The organism is Hungatella sp. SL.1.14 (genome assembly GCF_024460495.1).
GTDB classification, from domain to species: domain Bacteria; phylum Bacillota; class Clostridia; order Lachnospirales; family Lachnospiraceae; genus Hungatella; species Hungatella hathewayi.
Genome location: NZ_JANFYJ010000001.1, coordinates 43,092 through 61,297, shown reverse-complemented (window position 1 = coordinate 61,297; position 18,206 = coordinate 43,092). Strand labels below are relative to the sequence as shown.

The window sequence follows — 18,206 nt, the reverse complement described above, 5'->3', positions numbered from 1 at the left end:
AAATCTATGTAAAATTTTGTCTTACTTTAGAATTTCTTTGTATACACGAAGTACATTCCGAAAGAACACGGCTTCAATCTCTGATTCCGTAAAGCCGGCCCTTCTCATGGCCTGTTCCAGCACCGGTAAGTCTTCCGGAGATTTCAGTTCTAAGTCCCCGCCGATTCCATCGAAATCGGACCCCAGACCGATGCACTGAATTCCGCCGATTTTCTTCATATGTTTCATATGTAAAATCATGTCATCGACCCGGCTCACCGCATGTTCCCCTTTCTGCCAGTCATGCAGAAAATCCGCGCAGTAATTGATACCGGCCACCCCTCCCCGTTCCGAAAGCATCTTAACCATCTCATCCGTTAAATTTCTGGGATTGGAGGAAACCGCCCTCGCATTGGAATGGCTTGCCACAAACGGCTTCTTCGTATACCGGAACACATCCAGGATCCCCGCATCCGACAGATGGGACACATCCAGAATCATCCCCAGCCGTTCCATCTCTTCAACAAATTCAATCCCTTTCTCCGTCAGCCCATGCTCCGTATCCGGTTCAAAGTACGCCTCTTCCCCTTCTATCCTGACGATATTCGGCCAGGCCAGTTCGTTCTTAAAATTCCACGTAAGCGTCATCATCCGCACGCCTACCCGGTAGAAATCCCTTAAAAAAGCAGTCTCCCCCTGGCATACGCCGCCTTCCTCAATCGTCAGCATGGCCGACATCCTTCCCAGCCTCTGATTCTCCAGAATATTCTCGTACGATCTCACAATCCCAATCCGTTCCCGCTGTTCTTCCATCTCCCGGTAAAACAGATCCACCAGCTTCATGCAGTACTCAAACGGTCGCTCATGCTTATCCAGCGGCGTATACAGAGCGAAATTCTGAAGGCAGTAATCCCCCTTCTCCATTCTCTCCAGATCCACATGGCAGTCATTCTTCCATACCGAATGCCCCCTGCCCTCCTCCTTCCTGTAAAACAGTTCAGAAATCGTGTCACAGTGCATATCCACAACCTTCATATCCTCTAAGCTCCTCTATGTCATCATTCTTAAAAAGGAGTAACTCCAGGCGAGCTGCTCCTTCTGTAACTATGCAAATAGTATCACCATTATTCCAACTTTGCAACCCTGCTCTCAAAAACCCCTACTTCCCAGCATAGCCAGTACACAGCCGAAATCGCAGCGGGGAGGCGGAGCCATGGCTCCGCCTCCCCGCCGCGATTTCGGCGTTTCTCTCTCACTCACTTCGAAGTGCATCAATCGGATTTAAATTCGCCGCCCGATTCGCCGGCATATACCCAAACAGCAGTCCAATGCCCACAGACACGCTGAAGGACACCACCACCGCGCTGGGCGTCGGCGTCGCGTTCATCCCCATGGCCGTGCCGATGACCGTAGTCGCCGCTGATCCGATGACAATTCCGATCACACCGCCGATGGAGCTGGTAACCGCCGCCTCGATGACGAACTGCTGCATGATCGTCCGCTTCTTCGCCCCCAGGGCCTTGCGGATACCGATCTCTCTGGTCCGCTCGGTTACCGATACCAGCATGATATTCATGACTCCCACGCCCGCTACCAGCAGGGAAATGCCGGCGATTCCGCCGAGAAGCATGGACATCATGGCAATCATGGAATTCAGCGAATCCAGGAGCTCGCTCATCGCCGTGATCCGGTATAAGTCGTCATCCTTAAAGATTTCCATGAGGAAGTCATCGATTGCCGTTTTGGCCTCCTCCGTATGATTCATATCTGCCGTGGCAAACGTATAGCTGCTGATATTGGCATTCCTCGTCATTTTCGCGGCACAGCTGTAGGGCATCCATACGAAATCATCGCTTCCGCCTGATTCCAGTTCATCGTCGTCCTGTCTCGCCGCCACGCCGATGATCCGGAATGCGTTCCCGCCAATCTTGATCGTCTGATCGATCGCTTTCTCCACGCCGCCGTATAAGTCCCACGCCACGTAGTATCCGACCACACATACCTTCTGCCGCGATACGATATCGGAATACTGGATAAAGCGGCCTGATTCCAGTTCCATATCCTTCATCTCCAGATACTCCTCGCTGACTCCGGACACGGTTGTGGACGTCGATGACTCCGTTCCATTCTTCACGGTCGTGGATACGGTCACATTCGGTGTCATCTGGGCAAATAAATCCCTGTTGTCCTCGTAAAACTCATACATCTCATCCACAGAGACCGAACGGGTGGAAAGGTTGGTCACATTCACCGTGATCTGATTCGTCCCCATGCTTGCGAAGCTTTCCGTCATATAAGACATCTGGCCGTTCACCAGGCTCACCAGGATAATGACGGAGGCCACGCCGATGATGATTCCCAGCATGGTCAAAAAGGACCGCATCTTATTACCCATGATACTTTTCATTGCCATTTTAAAGGATTGCAGAATATTCATTTACGTCTCCATCAAAGTTGATCTTTCCGTCATGGACCCTCACCACACGCCGCGCCTCCATTGCGATGGAGCTGTCATGGGTGATCATGACGATGGTATTGCCTTCGTCGTTTAACTGCTTTAAGAAATCCAGGACACTGCGGCTCGTCTTGGAATCCAGTGCTCCGGTGGGCTCATCGGCAAGAATCAGGGACGGGTCCCCTGCCAGAGCCCTGGCGATAGACACCCTCTGCTGCTGTCCGCCGGACAGCTGGTTCGGAAGATTCCTCCATTTTTCCGCGAGTCCCACACGCTCCAGCGAAGCCATGGCCCGCATGCGGCGGGCCGTGCTGCTGGCACCTGCGTAGAGAAGCGGCAGCTCTACATTTTCCAGAAGATTTAACTTGGGAAGCAGATTGTACTGCTGGAAAATAAAGCCGATCATCCGGTTCCTGATATCTGCCAGCTGATTGTCCGTCATACTCCCCACATCTTTTCCGCCCAGTAAGTATTCGCCGGAGCTCGGCACATCCAGAGCCCCGATGATATTCATCAGCGTCGATTTTCCGCTTCCCGATTTTCCCACGATAGCCACAAATTCGCCGCGGTTGATCGTCAGGGAGATCCCGTCGTTGGCTCTCACCTCTTCATCGCCCATCTCATAGACCTTATAGATATCCTTCAGTTCAATTAATGTTTCTTCCAAGTCTCTACCTCCAGCCTTTACCTGGGCGCGCCGCCGTTATTTCCGCCGCTTCTGCCTCCGCTGTTTCCGCCTCCCGGAGCGCCGCCGTTATTTCCACCCATGCCTCCCGGACCGCCCTGCATGCCTCCCATCATATTGAAGGACGACTTCACCGTGGACTCTGCCACATAGACCACATCGCCTTCGGAAAGGCCCTCTGTGATTTCCACGTAATCATCGCTGATCAGTCCTGTCTTTACGTCGACAGCCCGGAAGCCTGCCGGTATATTTCCCTGTGCCTCCGTTACCGTACCATCCTTTACATAGACCTTGTTGCCGCGCATCAGTGCGTCAGCCGGGACTGTAAGCACATCCGACGCCTGATCGAGGATAATGACGCCGTCCACATTCATGCCCGGCAGAAGTTCATCCATGCCGTCATTTAGCGTTACCGTAACCGGATAGTTAGTCACGCCGTTGGAGTAGGAACTCTGCAGACTCACATTCGTCACCGTGCCGGAAAACGTCTTCCCGGTCACCGCATCCGCAGTAATCACCACACTCTGTCCCACGGCTACTTCCTTTACATCCAGCTCATCCACCGACATTTCAAAGGTATAGCCTGACATATCATAGATCACGGCAAGCGTCGTACTGCCGCTGTTGCTCTTCGCCACCTTGTCGCCTGCCTTGACATTTTTCGTAATCACCTGACCGGAGATCGGCGCGGTAATCGTGTAATTATCGTAATTATCCTGTGTGCTGTCCACCTTGTTCCTGGCGGATTCCAGCGTTTCCTCCGCTTTTTCCACGGAATCCTTATAGGTTCTGAGCAGCTTTTCCGCCGATTTCGATTCCATGGAGAACACAGGGGTTCCTCTGCCCACGTAATCGCCTTCGTTGACCAGCAGCTTTCCCACCTCCACACTGGATGAGATGTCTGCATTCATCACCGTCTCCAGCGTCGGCTCAAACGTTCCCTCGGAGCTGCAGATAAAGTCCCCGATCGTGGCGGTAGCGGCCATATCCGTAGTCAGGCCGCCTGGATTTGCAGCCTCGATAGTGACATACCGCACGATCCGGCCGCCGGTCAGCGTCACATCCATATTGCTCACCGCCGTGACCGTTCCCGTAAGCTGTTCTCCCGTGTCGGTCAGCGTCAGCACCGCGTCGTTCCCCGCACCGATTAACGCCGCTTCCCCGGCTAGGAAGGGAAGCTTGATCTTCATGACCTTGTCGTCGTAAATATCGGCAATCTTTGTATTGGAGCTTACTTTATCGCCTTCCTTGATATATAGTGTCATGATGTATCCCGTCTCGGTTGACTTATACGTATTGCCGCTGTAATCGCTCAGCGCCGTGTTATAGTCGTCCAGAGCCACCTCATAATTTTCCTGTGCCCTTGACAGAGAATTGTTGACGCTGGTCAGCTCCGATTCCATGGAAGAGGTGTCAATCTGGTACAGGATCTGTCCCGCCTCTACCTGGTCCCCCTCTTCAAAATCGGCGGATATCACCTCGCCTTCCACGAGAGAGGTGATATCGTATGTATTCTTCGGGGAGATCGTTCCTGAAGACGACAGCTCCGAGGTGATGTCACGCTTCTCCACCACCGCAGTTTTAACCTCCTTCGTGTTTGCACTGGCCGCCTTCTCCGCCTTCATCCGGACCGCCGCGTATAGTCCCAGTATAACGGCAAGCAGGATCAGCAGAAGCAGAAGAAGCTTTTTCCCCTTTTTTCCCGTTTTTTTTCCATTTTTAGACCTGTTTCCAAAACTTATTTTCTTCATTTCAGGCTCTCCTGTCAGTCTTCAATATAATCGAGCACGGTGCGCGTTTCGTCGCCGTTATTATCCGTTGTCACGGAATAGACCAGAGTGACCGTATCTCCCACCCGCATGTCGCCGTACGTGGAAAATGCGAACTTCATCTCGGTACTGTCCAGCTCATACGTATTGCCGTCATCCAGTATGATTGCGTCAGGCGTCATCAAATCGGCAGAATTATAAATGACATTTGTGATCTCGCCGTATACCGCGGACCGGCCGTTCTCATTTTCACTTCCCACGGTATACAGCCATACGGTCTTCGATACCGGATGGTAATATACAAGAACTCCGTTATCATTCTCCAGCGCTGCTGCGATCGCGTCGCTGCTGTTGGAGATCGGAGACCCATCGAGGTAAACGTTGGCAGCGCTCAGTTTAAACGGCAGATAATCGGAAAGGCGGCTCTTGCTCCTCACGATCTTCGGTCCCTTTAAGCTGTTGTCCACCATGGTAAGCGGATTGATCTCTCCATCCGAGGTCAGTTCACATCCCAGGCTCTTTCCAAACATGGTTCCCGCCTTTGTGTCGGTCTTTAACAGATTATAAAACAGATTGATGCAGTCCTCTTTGATCAGGACCTCCTCCGGACTCTTATTCATATTTTCGTCCAGCTCCAGGAAATGGTATTTGGACTGTCTGGCTCCGGTCTGGTCTCCGGTAAAATCCGTATTTTCATATCCCAGCAGTGCCAGCACCCCTTTGATGGCCTCCTGAAGCGTCACCGATTCATCCGGTTTGAAATTACCGCCTAAATATCCCGTCATCCACCCCTGTTCCGCCGCAATCCTGATCGACGCCGCATACGCATGATCTCGCGGCACATCGGCAAATACTGAAGTGTTGCTCACACTGCTCACCGTGCTTCTGTAGGAAGACGCGTTCACCAGCATGCTGGCAAACTCGCCTCTCGTAATTGTGGAATCCATGTTGGATACACTCATGATCCCTGATATTCCAATCACTTTTTTTCTCAGGTCAATATTAGTCGAAGCCTCTGCCGTTATGGGCATCACAGCCATGGCCGCTGTCACCACCGCCATGGAAGCGGCTATTTTTCTTCCATTCATCCGATTTGCTCCTCTCTTCACTCTGTCTGTTGTTCTGCTTCAGTTTATCAGGTCCCTATGTTCATTTTGTGTCAGTAACCTGAAATTAACCTGAAACTCCTTTTCAGTCATTTTCATTCGTCCCATTCTATCACAGGTACCTGAAATTAACCTGAAAGGCGGTTTCAGGCTATTTTCAGCTTTCTTTACTATAATAGTTTATAACCGTTCAGACTATTTAAAATGCGGTTACTGGAAATGGAATGGGATTGCCAAACGCGGAACCCCCTTTTATAATATAGGTAAGGATATGGCCCGTCGGCTTTCATGGCCCGGTCATGCCGGAAAAGGAAGGAAATGATTCATGAATATACTGATTGTAGAAGATGAAGTGAGACTGGCCGATGCACTGGGACAGATTATGGAGGAGCAGCATTACCACACAGACATTGTGTATACCGGTACCGACGGCCTCTACTGCGGACTGTCGGGCGAATATGACGTCATTGTTCTGGATGTGATGCTTCCGGGTGAAAATGGGTTCGATGTGGTCAGGAAGCTGCGAAAGGCCCACGTCCAGACGCCGGTACTGATGCTGACTGCCAGAGACGATATCAGCGACAAGGTTACCGGTCTGGACCGCGGGGCTGACGACTATATGACAAAGCCATTTGTTCCGGAAGAGCTGCTGGCACGGATACGCGCGCTTTCCCGCAGACAGGGCGAGGTAGTCGTAGAAGAGCTTCATTTTGGAGATCTGGTCCTGAATCTTTCAACCAACGACCTTTTGCGCGGCCGAAAGTCAATCCACTTAGGCTATAAAGAATTCGAGGTATTAAAGCTGCTTATGAACAATGCCGGAAAAATCATTTCCAAAGATACGCTGATTTCCAGGGTCTGGGGCAATGATTCTGATGCGGAGGACAATAATGTGGAAGCCTATATTTCCTTTCTTCGGAAAAAGCTTTCCTTTTTAAACTCCAGGGTGGAAATCGTAACAGTCCGGAAAGTAGGGTACCGTCTGGAGGAACCGTCATGCTGAAAAAGCTTCGCGGAAAATTTATTATCATCAATATGTCCCTGGTTATCACGATTCTCATCATCGTGCTGGGGAATTTTTACCATGTCAATATCTGGCGGCTGGAGCGCCAGACCGATATGGCCCTGATGCAGGCCCAGGATTCGGCCCGCCAAAACGGAAAGCCGAATAAGGTGGAACCGGGCCGCCGGACTGACGATGCACCGCCGCCCTTCGTCCCCAATGCAGTCATAATCCTTAAAAAGGACGGAAAGACAGTGACCGATATCAAGTCCAACAATCTCTCCATATCCGCTGACATGGCCGCCACCCTGACGGACCTGGTCATGGAAAAGGAGGAAGCGCGAGGTGTCTTAAACGACTATTCTCTGCGCTATAACCGCGCTGAGACACCGGACAGCATCACCATCGCATTTGCGGATCAAAGCTTTGAGCTGAACAACATCCGGGCCCTGCGCTTCAACTGCCTCCTGCTGTTTTTCATCGCCTCCCTCCTGTTTCTGCTGCTCAGCATCTTCCTGTCCCGTTGGGCCTTAAAGCCGGTGGAGCAGGCGTGGAAGCAGCAAAACCAGTTTATTGCCGACGCCTCCCACGAGCTGAAGACACCGCTGACCGTCATTCTGGCTAATTTACAGATTCTTCTCTCCCATCAGGATTCGACGATCAGAAACCAGCTCAAATGGGTTGACAACACCCGGGAGGAGGCGTCCCGCATGAAGCAGCTGGTGGAGGAGCTTCTCTTTCTGGCCCGCTCCGATGCAGGCACAGTGGAAGTTTCACATGCTGCATACACGGAATTCGATTACAGCGACAGTGTGCTGAACTGCGCCCTGCTGTTTGAAGCGGTCGCATTTGAAAACAAGGTCATCTTAAACAACGACATCGTTCCCGGCATCCACGTCTGCGGCAGTGAAACTCAGATGAAACAGGTGGTTACCATTCTTCTGGACAATGCCTGCAAATACGCCGGTTTACATGGAACGGTCTCCGTCTCTTTAAAATCAGCTTCCCATCATGCGGTGCTGACCGTCAACAATACGGGAGAACCGATCCCGTCCTCCGATCAGAAGCATATCTTCGAGCGGTTTTACCGCACAGACAAATCGCGTGTGAGAAAAGAAGGCGGGTATGGCCTGGGGCTTTCCATTGCCAGAACCATTGTAGAACAGCATAAAGGGAAAATCACAGTATCCAGCAGCCAAGAAGAGGGAACGACTTTTACAGTTGTACTTCCGGAATTGTAGAGGATGGAAGCCGGCCCGGGGCGGTTCCTGATGACAGGAGCTGACCCGGGCCGGCTGATTGTTGTTTGATTGTTGTTTGAACCTTGTTCGGCTGGCTGTCAGAACCTGATTTGATATCAGATGCTGCTGTCCTGTCTTTTCATCTCCATCGCATGTACCATATTCACGACAAATTCATGACTCGGTACTGGTACGCCGCACCTCTTTGCCGCTGTCACCACAGCTCCGCTGATGGTATTCACCTCAGTCCTTCTGCCGTCGCGTAAGTCGGCGCGAATGGAGGTACAGCCGGCAGGATTTCCGATGGAGGTCTGGCGAACCCGTTCCGTAACCGTTTCCTCGTCAAAGGAAAGGCCAAGTGCACCGGCGACCGCTGTCGCTTCGTGAATCAGGGCTTTCGTTAAATTCCACGCGTATTCGTTGCCGGCTATGAATCCCATATCGACCTGCAGGATACCGGTCACTGCGCTTAAGGATACATTGGTAAACAGCTTGTCCCAGATGAGATACTGAATGTTTTCATGGATTTTCACATGAAATCCACAGCTGTCAAATGCCTCCTTCAGACGCGGAAGAAATCCTTCACGGTCCTCCGTCAGCATCCCGACGTTCGTATTCCCAACTCCGCCTCTTCTTACATGCCCCGGCGCCAGCACTGCGCCGTTGTCCTCTGTTGTGCCTATGATGACTCGCTCTTCAGGAACAAATTCTTTCAGAATATCTTCGTGCCCCGCACCGTTCTGCAGTGTCAGAAGGCGGGTCTTCTCCCCAATCACGCCCCGGTTCCCCGCCAGTGCGGCTCTGGAAAATATGGACTTCACAAACAGAATGACCAGGTCCATCTCCCCCAGCCCTTCCGTGTCGGTTACCGCCGTCGGATGCCAGATATTCGTCACGCCATCCTCGTCGATTTTCAGCCCTTCGCTGTTGATCTGCTTTACAATGTCCGGATTCGTATCTACCAGATATACCTGATGATTCTTTGATAGATGGCCGCCATAGATGGAGCCCATGGCTCCGGCGCCAATCACTGCTATTTTCATAGGGAAAACCTGCCTTTCTAAAATCCTTCCAGTCCCTCAATTGCATAGGCGCGGACCGGACAGGAGTCCAGACCGTGGATCGGAAGTGGGGAATAACTCATGAAGAAGACGTCCTGCTCCAGTTTATCCAGGTTTTTCAGTACCTCCAAAAAGACGATGTTCTCTGCCATCAGAATATCGTGGAATGGCTTAACGTCTTCGTTGCAGTTTTCTATTGAGACTCCGTCTCCAAAGCCGACACACTTTACCTTATGATCCCGAAACCACTCGGCACTTTCTCTTCCAATTAAAAGACGTTTGTCCGCTTCGGTGTTGGTAGCCGGGGTAAAGGGGGGCAGCTTATAGGAAGAGTCAATAATTACAATATCGCCTTCCATGATTCTTCCTTCTGTCGCCTTGTCCAGATCCGCTGCCGTAATGTGGGTTCCCGGCGCAACATCCTCCTTGAAATCCACATACAGGGCTCTGCCCATAAACGCAGTTAACGGCAGCTCCGCCACACTCGGCCAGTTGTCATCGTGATGATAAGGGCACTCACAATGTGTCCCTAAATGACTGGTAATGTCCATAATCGTATGGTAATCCGGAATCGGTCCTCCGGTATTAAACCGATACATATGGCATCTCCGGCTCTCTGTCTTCGGGTCCAGCTCCTTCGTTAAATCCACCACTCTTAAATTCCCCATCTTATAAACACACATCCCGTCATCCTCCTCTTTTTATTATTTCGGTTGCTTCTTATAACCAGTATACCGCTATACCGGTATACTGTCAACACCAATCAGCCATATTTTTACAAATGAAACGGTCATTTGGCAGCCCTTCTCCGCCTCAAAAGAATGATTGACCAATACCAACTTCTATATTAGAATAATGATATGTCAAACAAACAGGAGATGCATCACATTGAAAGAAAAAAGCTTTTTACAATCCAAAGCATACGATTACATAAAAGAACAGATTCTGGAAGGTAAGCTGCTTCCGGATACCCTCTACTCTGAGGCCCGTCTCTCCAAAGAGCTGGACATTTCCAGAACCCCCATCAGAGAGGCACTTCAGTGTCTAAGTCAGGATGGATACATATCCATCGTCCCCAGCAAGGGATTTATGCTCCGTCACCTGACGGAGAAGGACATGCAGGAGACCATCGAGGTCCGCTGTGCGATTGAGGGTTTCTGCACGCACAGGATCGCCGGACAGCTTACTAGCGAAAAGGGGAAGCGCCTGCTGGAAGAGCTGGAAGAGATTCTTGAGCAGATGCGGAATGCAAAAGATGCAGACGATGGCTTACAGACCTTTATCGACTGTGACCACGCTTTTCATCTGGCCATCGTCGGCTATGTGGAGAACAATGAGTTTAATCAGCTGTTCCAGCGCCTTCTGTATTTGATCCACCTGACATCAGCAACCGCACTGTCGGTCACCGGCCGTGTGGAGGGCACGCTTCAGGAACACGAGCTCTACTACCGTGCGCTCCGCGAGGGCAACGGTAACGAGGCCTATCAGATCATGATCCGCCATTTGATGATGCCGCTGAATCTTCACGATCACTCAGGCAGTCCATCATCCTCAGTCTCATGATAAAACAGAAGCTGACGCCCTTCCGTCATACCGGAATAAAGGCGTCAGCTTCTTACTTATGAGCTTGAAATATTAAATTTTCACTTTTTACCAACTGCTATTTGCTGACCGTAATTCCTTCTGCTTCGATCTTCATTCTGATCTTCAGCATCCGCTCATCCGTCTCCGCAATGACTTCCGCACACTCTTTCAGTTCCGCGCTGATTTCCTCTGAACTGTCACCAACCTCTTTTTTATATTTCAGCTGATGATCCAGACTGGCCCAGAAATCCATGGCAATGGTCCTGATCTGAACCTCTACCCGCATCCACTTCTTCCTGTCGGAAAAGAAGACGGGAATCTCCACGATCATATGGTAACTCCGGTATCCGTTATCCTTTGGATGGCGGATATAATCCTTGATAGCAATGATATGCACATCATCCTGACGGGTCAGCATGTCGGCAACCGCATAGATATCATCTAAAAAAGAACAGATGACACGGATCCCCGCCACATCGTCGAGATTCTCCATCATGGATTCCATGGTTATGGGAAGACCTCTCCGCTGCAGCTTCTCCACAATGCTTAAGGGCTTCTTCACCCGGGATTTTACCATCTCAATAGGATTTCTGGAATTCCGCACGGACAGTTCGTCGTTTAAGACCTCCAGCTTCGTCTTGATCTCCCTGATTGCACAGGTGTACATCATCATCGCTTCCTGGAACTGGTATGCCTGCTCTAAGAGCGGGTCCGGAACCTGTACCAGATTCGGTACATTTACAATGGACTGATGCAGTTCGCTGTTGGGGTTCATGCTTATATTCATATCTTTACCTCGCTGTCCTGTCCTTAAGCTGTCAGGGAACACCTCTTAGATGGACTCCACGGCTTTTACCGCCTCGTCCAGCCACGGTGCTTCCAAATACTCCACGGTACCTTCATCGACAGCCTTCGCAATCCTGGGTTCAATCGGGATCTTGGCGAGAACAGGAATCTCATTCTCCTTCGCCACTTCATCAATCCGGCTCTCTCCGAATACGGAAATCCTTCTGCCGCAGTCCGGACATTCTAAGTAGCTCATATTCTCTACCAGTCCGAGGATCGGAATGTTCATCTTCTTAGCCATATTCACAGCCTTTGCCACAATCATGGATACGAGCTCCTGAGGAGAGGTGACGATGATAATGCCGTCGACCGGCAGAGACTGGAATACCGTCAGCGGAACATCACCCGTTCCCGGAGGCATATCTACAAACATATAGTCGATATCTTCCCAGAGAGCCTCCTGCCAGAACTGTTTCACCGCTCCGGCGATCACAGGTCCTCTCCAGATCACAGGATCGGTCTCGTGATCGAGAATTAAGTTAGCTGACATGACTTCAATGCCCATGGACGTGGTTGCCGGGATCATGAGTCCCGTCGGTGTCATGCCGACGCCGTCGTCTCCCAGGCCAAATGCCTTCGGAATCGAGGGTCCGGTAATATCCGCATCGAGAATTGCCGTCTTATAATTTTTTGCGTTCATGCGGACCGCCATCATGGTGGTTACCAGTGATTTTCCTACGCCGCCCTTTCCGCTTACTACACCGATTACCTTCTTAACCGTACTTGCAGGGTTTAACGGCTCTAAAAAGCTGGTCTGCTCCGCCTGTCTGCTGCTGCAGCTCTCCCCGCAGGTATTGCAATTATGAGTACAGTTTGTTTCACTCATGTTTCATTCCTCCTGATGATTATTCTCTAATATATAGAAGACAGCCCTGGAAAGGCCATCCGTTTCTATCGAATCCGTAATATAATCCGCCACGGCTTTCACTGCATCTTTTCCATTCCCCATGGCAATGCCGAGCCCGGCCATCTCCACCATGGAAACGTCGTTTGCTCCGTCACCGACAGCCGCAGTCTCCTCCAGAGACAGGCCGAAATGAGCCGCCATCCGCGTAATCCCAATGCATTTACTCCCGCCTCGCGGTATCACATCCACAGCGTACTCATCGTGCCACCGGATGATCTCACATCCGGGAACCGCGCGCCTGATCTCTTCTTCCCTGTTTCTGCCGATATAAGGGACGATCTGGTAGATCGGCTGCCCGGCTGCCCGGCTCACATCCATAACCGGCGGGATCCGTGTTCCAATCCCCTCCTGAGCCTTCTTAACGACCTCATCCACCATGTTGATATACATGCGGTCAGCCTCCATAAAAAGGCAGGGAAAAGGATCTTTCCCGATGAGTCTCAGCATCGCTGCGACCCCGGCACCATCAATAGGTGCATCATATACAACGGTGCTGCCGCAGTAGCAGTACTGCCCGTTCAGCGTAACGTATCCGTCAAACTCCATATCCTCCAGGAGATTCTCCTCCTCGATCTCAAGCTTATGGCGCCCGGTAGCGACAAACAGCAGAATTCCTGCCTCCTTCGCCTTCCGCAGCGCCTCTTTTGTGCTGTCCGGAACCCGCTTCGTATCAAAATCACGCAGTGTCCCGTCTATATCGAAAAATATGGCTCTGATCTGCCTTCTCCTCATTCTCATCTCTTCCTTTACCTGTTGCCATCGTCTGCGATTCGTAGTATAATGCAGACACTTAAGATTATAGTATGAAAGAAGGGTTCTGTCTATGGATTTTGCACAGGCAAAAAAAATATTTGCCGGATATTTAAAGCAGTATGACACGAAAAACGATAAAATCCGGCTGAAAATCGTACACACCTACGGCGTGGTGGACGCTGCCCGGCTGATCGCCGAAGGACTCGGCCTCTCCGGAGAGGACACTGCTCTGGCCCTGCACATCGCGCTTCTCCACGACATCGGCCGCTTCGAACAGCTGAAGAGATATGACAGCTTCGACGATTCCATCGTGCCCCACGCAGATTTAAGCCTCTCGATCCTGTTCGACGAAAACTTGATCCGCAGCTTCATTCCGGAACGGGACTACGATTCCGTCATCTATACGGCCATCAAAAATCATGGAGTTTACCTGATGGATGACTCTCTCACCGGAAGGGACCGCCTGCACTCCATGATCATACGGGATGCGGATAAACTCGATAATTTCCGGGTAAAAGAACAGGACTCGATCCCCGCCATGCTGGATATCGAGGCAGAGGAACTCGGTGCGGAGGACATCTCCGACCATATTCTCACATCCTTCTTAAACCGCCGGCCCATCAAAAACTCCGACCGTGTGACCCATATGGACATGTGGATCTCCTACCTTGGCTATATCTATGATTTAAACTTCCCGGAGAGCCGCCGCTGCGCAGCCGAACGAGGCGTCATCGATACGCTCATCGACCGTGTCCCTTACAGCAACGAGGCCACCCGGCGGAAGATGGAGCTGATCCGTCAGGCGGCCTGGAACTTTTTATCAGAATCCACTGCCGGGGGCAGCCGTTTTCATTAAGCGAAATTCGTACGGACCGCCTTTAAAATCCCAAGCAGGTTTAACGCTTTCAAGACGCTGTAAAAGATCATGGAATCGATGGGCCACATAATCAGGTTCTTGATCACTCTGGCCGGAAGAATCACCATGAAGCCCTTGCCGTACAAAACAGACAGGCACAGGGTGTTAAGGAGCACGTTGCAGATCAGCATGACTGTAAACTTGGCCAAAAGCACCCTCCAGAAGGTAATGGGCTTCTTATAGTAGAAACAGCCATAGAGCACGCCTGCCAGTATGACAACTGCCGTAAGCCCGGGGAAAAACGGTCCAGTGGGCTTCAGCAGATACTTAAGCACATCCAGGCCTCCGGCAAAGATGCCGCCCACGACAGGTCCGAACAAATAAGCGCATACGCCGTTCGGAATACTGGAAAAGCCAATTCGTATGGTACTGCCCACATCGATGGAAAACATGCCCAGAATGATGGCGATGGCCGCGAGCATAGCCGCGGTGGTGATGGTCCTTACAGATTTCAGTTCTTTGTAAGAATCGGTGAACAAAGTGACGAATTTTTTCATAAAAAAATACCTCCTTTGCAGACCTCTTACTACAACCGGAGATAATAAACGTATCATCTTCTGATGCAGCGGGATGCGATTCGTGTACCGCAAGAGAAACCTTTTCGTCCGGCTGACAACTCCCTGTTCAACCGGCACTTAACGCACACAAACCTACTCTGCTTTTCTTATTTTATTTTTTCTGCATTCTATTCTGACCCGAGCGCTCCATGCATGATCAGCTTAAAATGACCTCGTAGCTGCCGCTACCCGAACCTAAGTATATCATAGAATACGAAAAATGCAAATATTTTTTATTCTGCTTCTCCATCCGTCTCTTTCTTCTGCCTCACGCTCCATTCCACAATCTTATGGACCGCCACGGCAATCACAGTCCCCAGCACAAGTCCGGTCAGCACGTCCGACGGAAAATGGACGAAGAGATACAGCCTGGAAAATGAAATCAGCACAGCCAGAACGAATGCCGCCGCTCCCCAGCGCCGGTTATATAAAAAGATACTCACTGCCGCCTCAAAAGAGGCCATGGTATGGCCGGAAGGGAAGGAAAAATCCTTCGGACTGGCGACCAGCAGCTGAATGGTGGGATCAATCCAGCACGGCCGGTCTCTCGCCACTAAATTTTTTAAGAAGATATTGCCGATCAGCAAACCGCCTGCCAGGGATAACAGAACACAGAATCCCATCCGTCTCGTCTTTTTAAAGCAGAACAGCGCAAGCCCCGTGAGAATCCAGAAAATTCCGCTGTCTCCCAGATGGGTAATATTTTTCATCACTGCATCCAGCCATGGCGTATGGAGGGACTGCAGAAAATAAAGAATTCCAAACTCCGCTTCGATCATGATTTATAAGCTCCTTCCGGTATCAATCTGTTTTTTTCAATGTAATGGGTATTATAACAGCTGAAAAAATATTTGACAAGCGGCTATTTTGAGTTTAGGATAAACCGTAGTTAAACGAATGATACATCAAGGGAGGCAAAACATGAAATTCATCAAACAATTCAGTATCATCCTGATAATTTCCCTGATCGGGGAAGCGCTTCACTACTTTATTCCACTGCCGGTTCCAGCCAGCATCTACGGGCTGCTTATCATGCTCGCGGGGCTTTATACGAAGCTCATTCCCCTGGACAGCGTCCGGGAAGCCAGCTTTTTTCTGATCGATATTATGCCGCTGATGTTCATCCCCGCCGCGGTGGGACTTCTGGATTCCTGGGGGCTTCTCCGGCCGATCCTCGTCCCATTCCTGGTCATCACACTGGTCTCCACAGTGGTGGTCATGGTCGTCACAGGGAAAATCACGCAGTTTTTTATAAGATCTGACAAAGAAAAGAAGGTACCGGAACATGAATGAGATGATAAAAGAGTTTCTTTTTTTTGGAGCAGCAGTCAGCATCATGGGATATGAACTGGGCCTGTTTCTCAAGGCAAAGTTTAAATCTCCCATTTTCAATCCACTGTTGATATCCATTATTGCAGTCATGATATTTTTATCAGTTTTCCACATTGACTATGAAAGCTACAACTTAAGCGCCAGATACTTAAGCTATCTGCTGACTCCCGCCACCGTCTGTCTGGCCGTGCCGCTTTACCAGCAGTTAAGCCTGCTCAAAAAGCACGCCAGGGCGATTCTGGCAGGGACTGTGACCGGTGTTCTGACCACCATGGCAACGGTTCTGGTCCTGGCGCTTCTCTTCGGGCTGACGCATGAACAGTATGTCACCTTTCTTCCAAAATCCATCACCACAGCCATCGGCATGGGCGTATCTGAGGAGATGGGCGGTATCGTCACGATCACTGTAGCCTGTATTATCATCACGGGAATCATCGGCAACATTATCGCTGAGACGGTCTGCCGACTTTTCCACATCACGGAACCGGTCGCCAAAGGGATCGCCATCGGATCCGCTTCCCACGCCATCGGCACCACGAAGGCCATGGAAATGGGCGAGGTCGAAGGCGCCATGAGCAGCCTCGCCATCGCCGTATCCGGGCTATGCACCGTCCTGTTTGCGTCGGTATTTGCTAATTTTCTTTAAAACTGATTACAGACTTTTCTCATCACATTCTGCATAGGAAAGGGCGCATCAGACAGTTTCCGATGCGCCCTTCTTCATTCAGCAGCGTACAGCCGCTTACTGAACCCATACTCCATTATAATCCACATATCTTCCATCAGGTGTCCAGCGCCCTGCGTACATCACACCGCTTCCATCCAGATAGTACCATGCTCCGTTAATATACTGCCAGCCCGTCGCCATGGCTCCGCTTCCGTCCAGATAATACCAGTCGCCGTTGATCCTCTGCCAGCCAATCTGCATCACACCGCTGGAATTCATATAGTACCAGCGCCCGTTCACATACTGCCAGTCTGTGGTTCTCACGCCGCTTCCGTCCAGATAGTACCACGCTCCGTCGATCTGCTGCCAGCCGGTGCGCATCTTGCCGTCCGGCCCAAGATAGTAGTAATTGCCGTCGACCCTTCTCCAGCCTGTCGTCATATATCCGTCGCCGTCAAAATAGTACCATGCGTTGTCAATCAGCTTCCAGCAGCTTCTCGGATATCCGCCTCCGGAATACGCATACCACCAGCCTCTGGCATTCTGCTGCCAGGCACCGTTGCCGCCGTAGTACCAGACCTCATCTTCATCGATGTAGTAGTCCTCCGAGTAGTCAGACCACTCGCCGGCTCTGGAATTATAGCTTGCAATGGCGCGGACACGGAAGGTATAGGAGCCCTCGCGGTCCATATTGTTTGAGAAATTATAACTGCTGTCTGTCGTCTTAACCGTCACTACTGATTTCTCATCGCGGTAAAGCCGGACTTCGTATTCCTTAGAACCTTCCAGCGGATCCCAGTAGGCCACGTTGCCTCCCCACTCTAAGTTCTGTACGCTGCTTAAGGTTCCGCCGATTCTCTTTAAATATACTTCCAGCTCCATCTGTGTTCCGTCGTCGTAGATTCTGGCCTTTTTATAAACTGCGCTGCAGCCGTTTAACGTAAATCTGCTCTTCGATGTGGAACCGAAACGGTAACCGCTCTTCGCCGTCAGTTCTACATGGACCAGTGGCCGGTCGCCGACTACCCAGACATCGCCCTCGTTGGAATACTCCGCGTATTCAACGGTAAAAGGCTGTCCATCCGGCACCTTCACGTGAATTCCGCCGATCTCATTGCCGGACTTTGGTTCTGCCCCTGCATACGAGAAATCCAGCTTCACCGAATCAATCTTCGTATCCGCGGCCCATGCCGGCACAGCCAGCGCCATGATCAGGACCAGTGTCAAAATAAAACCCAATCGCTTTCCTTTCATATCAATTCCTCCTCATAAAAATGCACCAGTTATTTTCTATCTTTATTATAGTAAAATAACAAATATCTTTCAATTTCTTTATCATTACGAA

Annotated in this window: 19 protein-coding genes and 1 riboswitch; of the genes, 6 read left to right on the top strand and 13 right to left on the bottom strand. The window is 50.8% G+C overall.

The genetic code is table 11. The features are described 5' to 3' along the window. Positions 1 to 21 precede the first annotated feature (21 nt). From NE473_RS00300 to NE473_RS00280, 5 genes are all read right to left on the bottom strand, one after another. Positions 22 to 1,014, bottom strand: coding sequence for a dipeptidase (locus NE473_RS00300; protein WP_055648804.1), 993 nt, complete (start codon positions 1,012 to 1,014; stop codon positions 22 to 24). Between the two features lie 217 nt (positions 1,015 to 1,231). Then, positions 1,232 to 2,410, bottom strand: coding sequence for an ABC transporter permease (locus NE473_RS00295; RefSeq protein WP_055651841.1), 1,179 nt, complete (start codon positions 2,408 to 2,410; stop codon positions 1,232 to 1,234). Beyond that, positions 2,394 to 3,053, bottom strand: a complete 660-nt coding sequence (locus NE473_RS00290) for an ABC transporter ATP-binding protein (protein ID WP_081035008.1) — start codon at positions 3,051 to 3,053, stop codon at positions 2,394 to 2,396. The genes NE473_RS00295 and NE473_RS00290 overlap by 17 nt, the downstream gene beginning before the upstream one ends. A gap of 65 nt (positions 3,054 to 3,118) precedes the next feature. Next, positions 3,119 to 4,870, bottom strand: a complete 1,752-nt coding sequence (locus NE473_RS00285; protein ID WP_055651813.1) for an efflux RND transporter periplasmic adaptor subunit — start codon at positions 4,868 to 4,870, stop codon at positions 3,119 to 3,121. A gap of 14 nt (positions 4,871 to 4,884) precedes the next feature. Beyond that, positions 4,885 to 5,976 carry an S-layer homology domain-containing protein gene (locus NE473_RS00280; protein ID WP_055651814.1) on the bottom strand — a complete coding sequence of 364 codons (1,092 nt, stop codon included), beginning with the start codon at positions 5,974 to 5,976 and terminating at the stop codon, positions 4,885 to 4,887. Between the two features lie 343 nt (positions 5,977 to 6,319). Here NE473_RS00280 and NE473_RS00275 point away from each other — a divergent pair, with 343 nt between their 5' ends. Together NE473_RS00275 and NE473_RS00270 are read left to right on the top strand one after the other, a co-directional pair. Beyond that, positions 6,320 to 6,997 carry a response regulator transcription factor gene (locus NE473_RS00275; RefSeq protein WP_055651815.1) on the top strand — a complete coding sequence of 226 codons (678 nt, stop codon included), beginning with the start codon at positions 6,320 to 6,322 and terminating at the stop codon, positions 6,995 to 6,997. Then, positions 6,991 to 8,238: a sensor histidine kinase gene (locus NE473_RS00270; protein WP_055651816.1), complete on the top strand. Its 1,248-nt coding sequence runs from the start codon at positions 6,991 to 6,993 to the stop codon at positions 8,236 to 8,238. Before NE473_RS00275 ends, NE473_RS00270 begins: the two co-directional genes overlap by 7 nt. A 116-nt stretch (positions 8,239 to 8,354) precedes the next feature. Here the strand turns inward: NE473_RS00270 and NE473_RS00265 are convergent, their stop codons facing one another. Together NE473_RS00265 and NE473_RS00260 are read right to left on the bottom strand one after the other, a co-directional pair. Continuing rightward, positions 8,355 to 9,281 (bottom strand): ketopantoate reductase family protein, encoded by a 927-nt coding sequence (locus NE473_RS00265; protein ID WP_055651817.1) that lies wholly within the window; start codon positions 9,279 to 9,281, stop codon positions 8,355 to 8,357. Positions 9,282 to 9,298: 17 nt separating this feature from the next. Next, the gene (locus tag NE473_RS00260) at positions 9,299 to 9,982 is read right to left on the bottom strand and encodes a cyclase family protein (RefSeq protein WP_006777065.1); all 684 of its coding nucleotides are present in this window, start codon (positions 9,980 to 9,982) and stop codon (positions 9,299 to 9,301) included. Positions 9,983 to 10,187: 205 nt separating this feature from the next. Here NE473_RS00260 and NE473_RS00255 point away from each other — a divergent pair, with 205 nt between their 5' ends. After that, complete coding sequence (locus NE473_RS00255; RefSeq protein ID WP_055651818.1) at positions 10,188 to 10,862, top strand: GntR family transcriptional regulator; 675 nt, start codon at positions 10,188 to 10,190, stop codon at positions 10,860 to 10,862. Between the two features lie 97 nt (positions 10,863 to 10,959). Here the strand turns inward: NE473_RS00255 and NE473_RS00250 are convergent, their stop codons facing one another. Genes NE473_RS00250 through NE473_RS00240 form a run of 3 tightly spaced genes read right to left on the bottom strand, consistent with a single transcriptional unit; the run spans position 10,960 to position 13,368 of the window. After that, on the bottom strand, positions 10,960 to 11,670 hold the full coding sequence (locus tag NE473_RS00250) for a GTP pyrophosphokinase (RefSeq protein WP_055651819.1): 711 nt from the start codon (positions 11,668 to 11,670) through the stop codon (positions 10,960 to 10,962). Between the two features lie 45 nt (positions 11,671 to 11,715). Further along, positions 11,716 to 12,555, bottom strand: coding sequence for an Mrp/NBP35 family ATP-binding protein (locus NE473_RS00245; RefSeq protein WP_006777062.1), 840 nt, complete (start codon positions 12,553 to 12,555; stop codon positions 11,716 to 11,718). A gap of 3 nt (positions 12,556 to 12,558) precedes the next feature. Beyond that, the gene (locus NE473_RS00240) at positions 12,559 to 13,368 is read right to left on the bottom strand and encodes a Cof-type HAD-IIB family hydrolase (RefSeq protein WP_022032704.1); all 810 of its coding nucleotides are present in this window, start codon (positions 13,366 to 13,368) and stop codon (positions 12,559 to 12,561) included. Between the two features lie 91 nt (positions 13,369 to 13,459). On the opposite strand from NE473_RS00240, the gene NE473_RS00235 reads away from it, so the two are divergent. Beyond that, positions 13,460 to 14,245 (top strand): HD domain-containing protein, encoded by a 786-nt coding sequence (locus NE473_RS00235; RefSeq protein WP_006777060.1) that lies wholly within the window; start codon positions 13,460 to 13,462, stop codon positions 14,243 to 14,245. On the opposite strand, the gene NE473_RS00230 is transcribed toward NE473_RS00235, so the two are convergent. Together NE473_RS00230 and NE473_RS00225 are read right to left on the bottom strand one after the other, a co-directional pair. Beyond that, entirely contained in the window at positions 14,242 to 14,802 is a 561-nt protein-coding gene (locus NE473_RS00230) for a folate family ECF transporter S component (protein ID WP_006777059.1), read from the bottom strand. The genes NE473_RS00235 and NE473_RS00230 overlap by 4 nt on opposite strands. A gap of 64 nt (positions 14,803 to 14,866) precedes the next feature. Continuing rightward, a riboswitch (THF riboswitch) is annotated at positions 14,867 to 14,965 on the bottom strand. Positions 14,966 to 15,095: 130 nt separating this feature from the next. Next, on the bottom strand, positions 15,096 to 15,641 hold the full coding sequence (locus NE473_RS00225) for a phosphatase PAP2 family protein (protein WP_022032705.1): 546 nt from the start codon (positions 15,639 to 15,641) through the stop codon (positions 15,096 to 15,098). A gap of 142 nt (positions 15,642 to 15,783) precedes the next feature. Here NE473_RS00225 and NE473_RS00220 point away from each other — a divergent pair, with 142 nt between their 5' ends. Both NE473_RS00220 and NE473_RS00215 read left to right on the top strand, forming a co-directional pair. Next, a complete protein-coding gene (locus tag NE473_RS00220) occupies positions 15,784 to 16,155 on the top strand; it encodes a CidA/LrgA family protein (RefSeq protein ID WP_039894179.1) in 372 nt (123 codons plus the stop codon). After that, complete coding sequence (locus tag NE473_RS00215; protein WP_055651820.1) at positions 16,148 to 16,840, top strand: LrgB family protein; 693 nt, start codon at positions 16,148 to 16,150, stop codon at positions 16,838 to 16,840. Before NE473_RS00220 ends, NE473_RS00215 begins: the two co-directional genes overlap by 8 nt. 96 nt (positions 16,841 to 16,936) lie before the next feature. On the opposite strand, the gene NE473_RS00210 is transcribed toward NE473_RS00215, so the two are convergent. After that, positions 16,937 to 18,115 carry a cell wall-binding repeat-containing protein gene (locus NE473_RS00210; protein ID WP_022032708.1) on the bottom strand — a complete coding sequence of 393 codons (1,179 nt, stop codon included), beginning with the start codon at positions 18,113 to 18,115 and terminating at the stop codon, positions 16,937 to 16,939. Positions 18,116 to 18,206 lie beyond the last annotated feature (91 nt).

Coding starts and splice junctions, on each gene's coding strand:
- NE473_RS00300 (WP_055648804.1), bottom strand. CDS start 1,014: ATGAAGGTTGTGGATATGCACTGTGACACGATTTCTGAACTGTTTTAC.
- NE473_RS00290 (WP_081035008.1), bottom strand. CDS start 3,053: ATGGGCGATGAAGAGGTGAGAGCCAACGACGGGATCTCCCTGACGATC.
- NE473_RS00285 (WP_055651813.1), bottom strand. CDS start 4,870: ATGAAGAAAATAAGTTTTGGAAACAGGTCTAAAAATGGAAAAAAAACG.
- NE473_RS00280 (WP_055651814.1), bottom strand. CDS start 5,976: ATGAATGGAAGAAAAATAGCCGCTTCCATGGCGGTGGTGACAGCGGCC.
- NE473_RS00275 (WP_055651815.1), top strand. CDS start 6,320: ATGAATATACTGATTGTAGAAGATGAAGTGAGACTGGCCGATGCACTG.
- NE473_RS00270 (WP_055651816.1), top strand. CDS start 6,991: ATGCTGAAAAAGCTTCGCGGAAAATTTATTATCATCAATATGTCCCTG.
- NE473_RS00265 (WP_055651817.1), bottom strand. CDS start 9,281: ATGAAAATAGCAGTGATTGGCGCCGGAGCCATGGGCTCCATCTATGGC.
- NE473_RS00260 (WP_006777065.1), bottom strand. CDS start 9,982: ATGTGTGTTTATAAGATGGGGAATTTAAGAGTGGTGGATTTAACGAAG.
- NE473_RS00250 (WP_055651819.1), bottom strand. CDS start 11,670: ATGAATATAAGCATGAACCCCAACAGCGAACTGCATCAGTCCATTGTA.
- NE473_RS00245 (WP_006777062.1), bottom strand. CDS start 12,555: ATGAGTGAAACAAACTGTACTCATAATTGCAATACCTGCGGGGAGAGC.
- NE473_RS00240 (WP_022032704.1), bottom strand. CDS start 13,368: ATGAGGAGAAGGCAGATCAGAGCCATATTTTTCGATATAGACGGGACA.
- NE473_RS00235 (WP_006777060.1), top strand. CDS start 13,460: ATGGATTTTGCACAGGCAAAAAAAATATTTGCCGGATATTTAAAGCAG.
- NE473_RS00230 (WP_006777059.1), bottom strand. CDS start 14,802: ATGAAAAAATTCGTCACTTTGTTCACCGATTCTTACAAAGAACTGAAA.
- NE473_RS00225 (WP_022032705.1), bottom strand. CDS start 15,641: ATGATCGAAGCGGAGTTTGGAATTCTTTATTTTCTGCAGTCCCTCCAT.
- NE473_RS00220 (WP_039894179.1), top strand. CDS start 15,784: ATGAAATTCATCAAACAATTCAGTATCATCCTGATAATTTCCCTGATC.
- NE473_RS00215 (WP_055651820.1), top strand. CDS start 16,148: ATGAATGAGATGATAAAAGAGTTTCTTTTTTTTGGAGCAGCAGTCAGC.
- NE473_RS00210 (WP_022032708.1), bottom strand. CDS start 18,115: ATGAAAGGAAAGCGATTGGGTTTTATTTTGACACTGGTCCTGATCATG.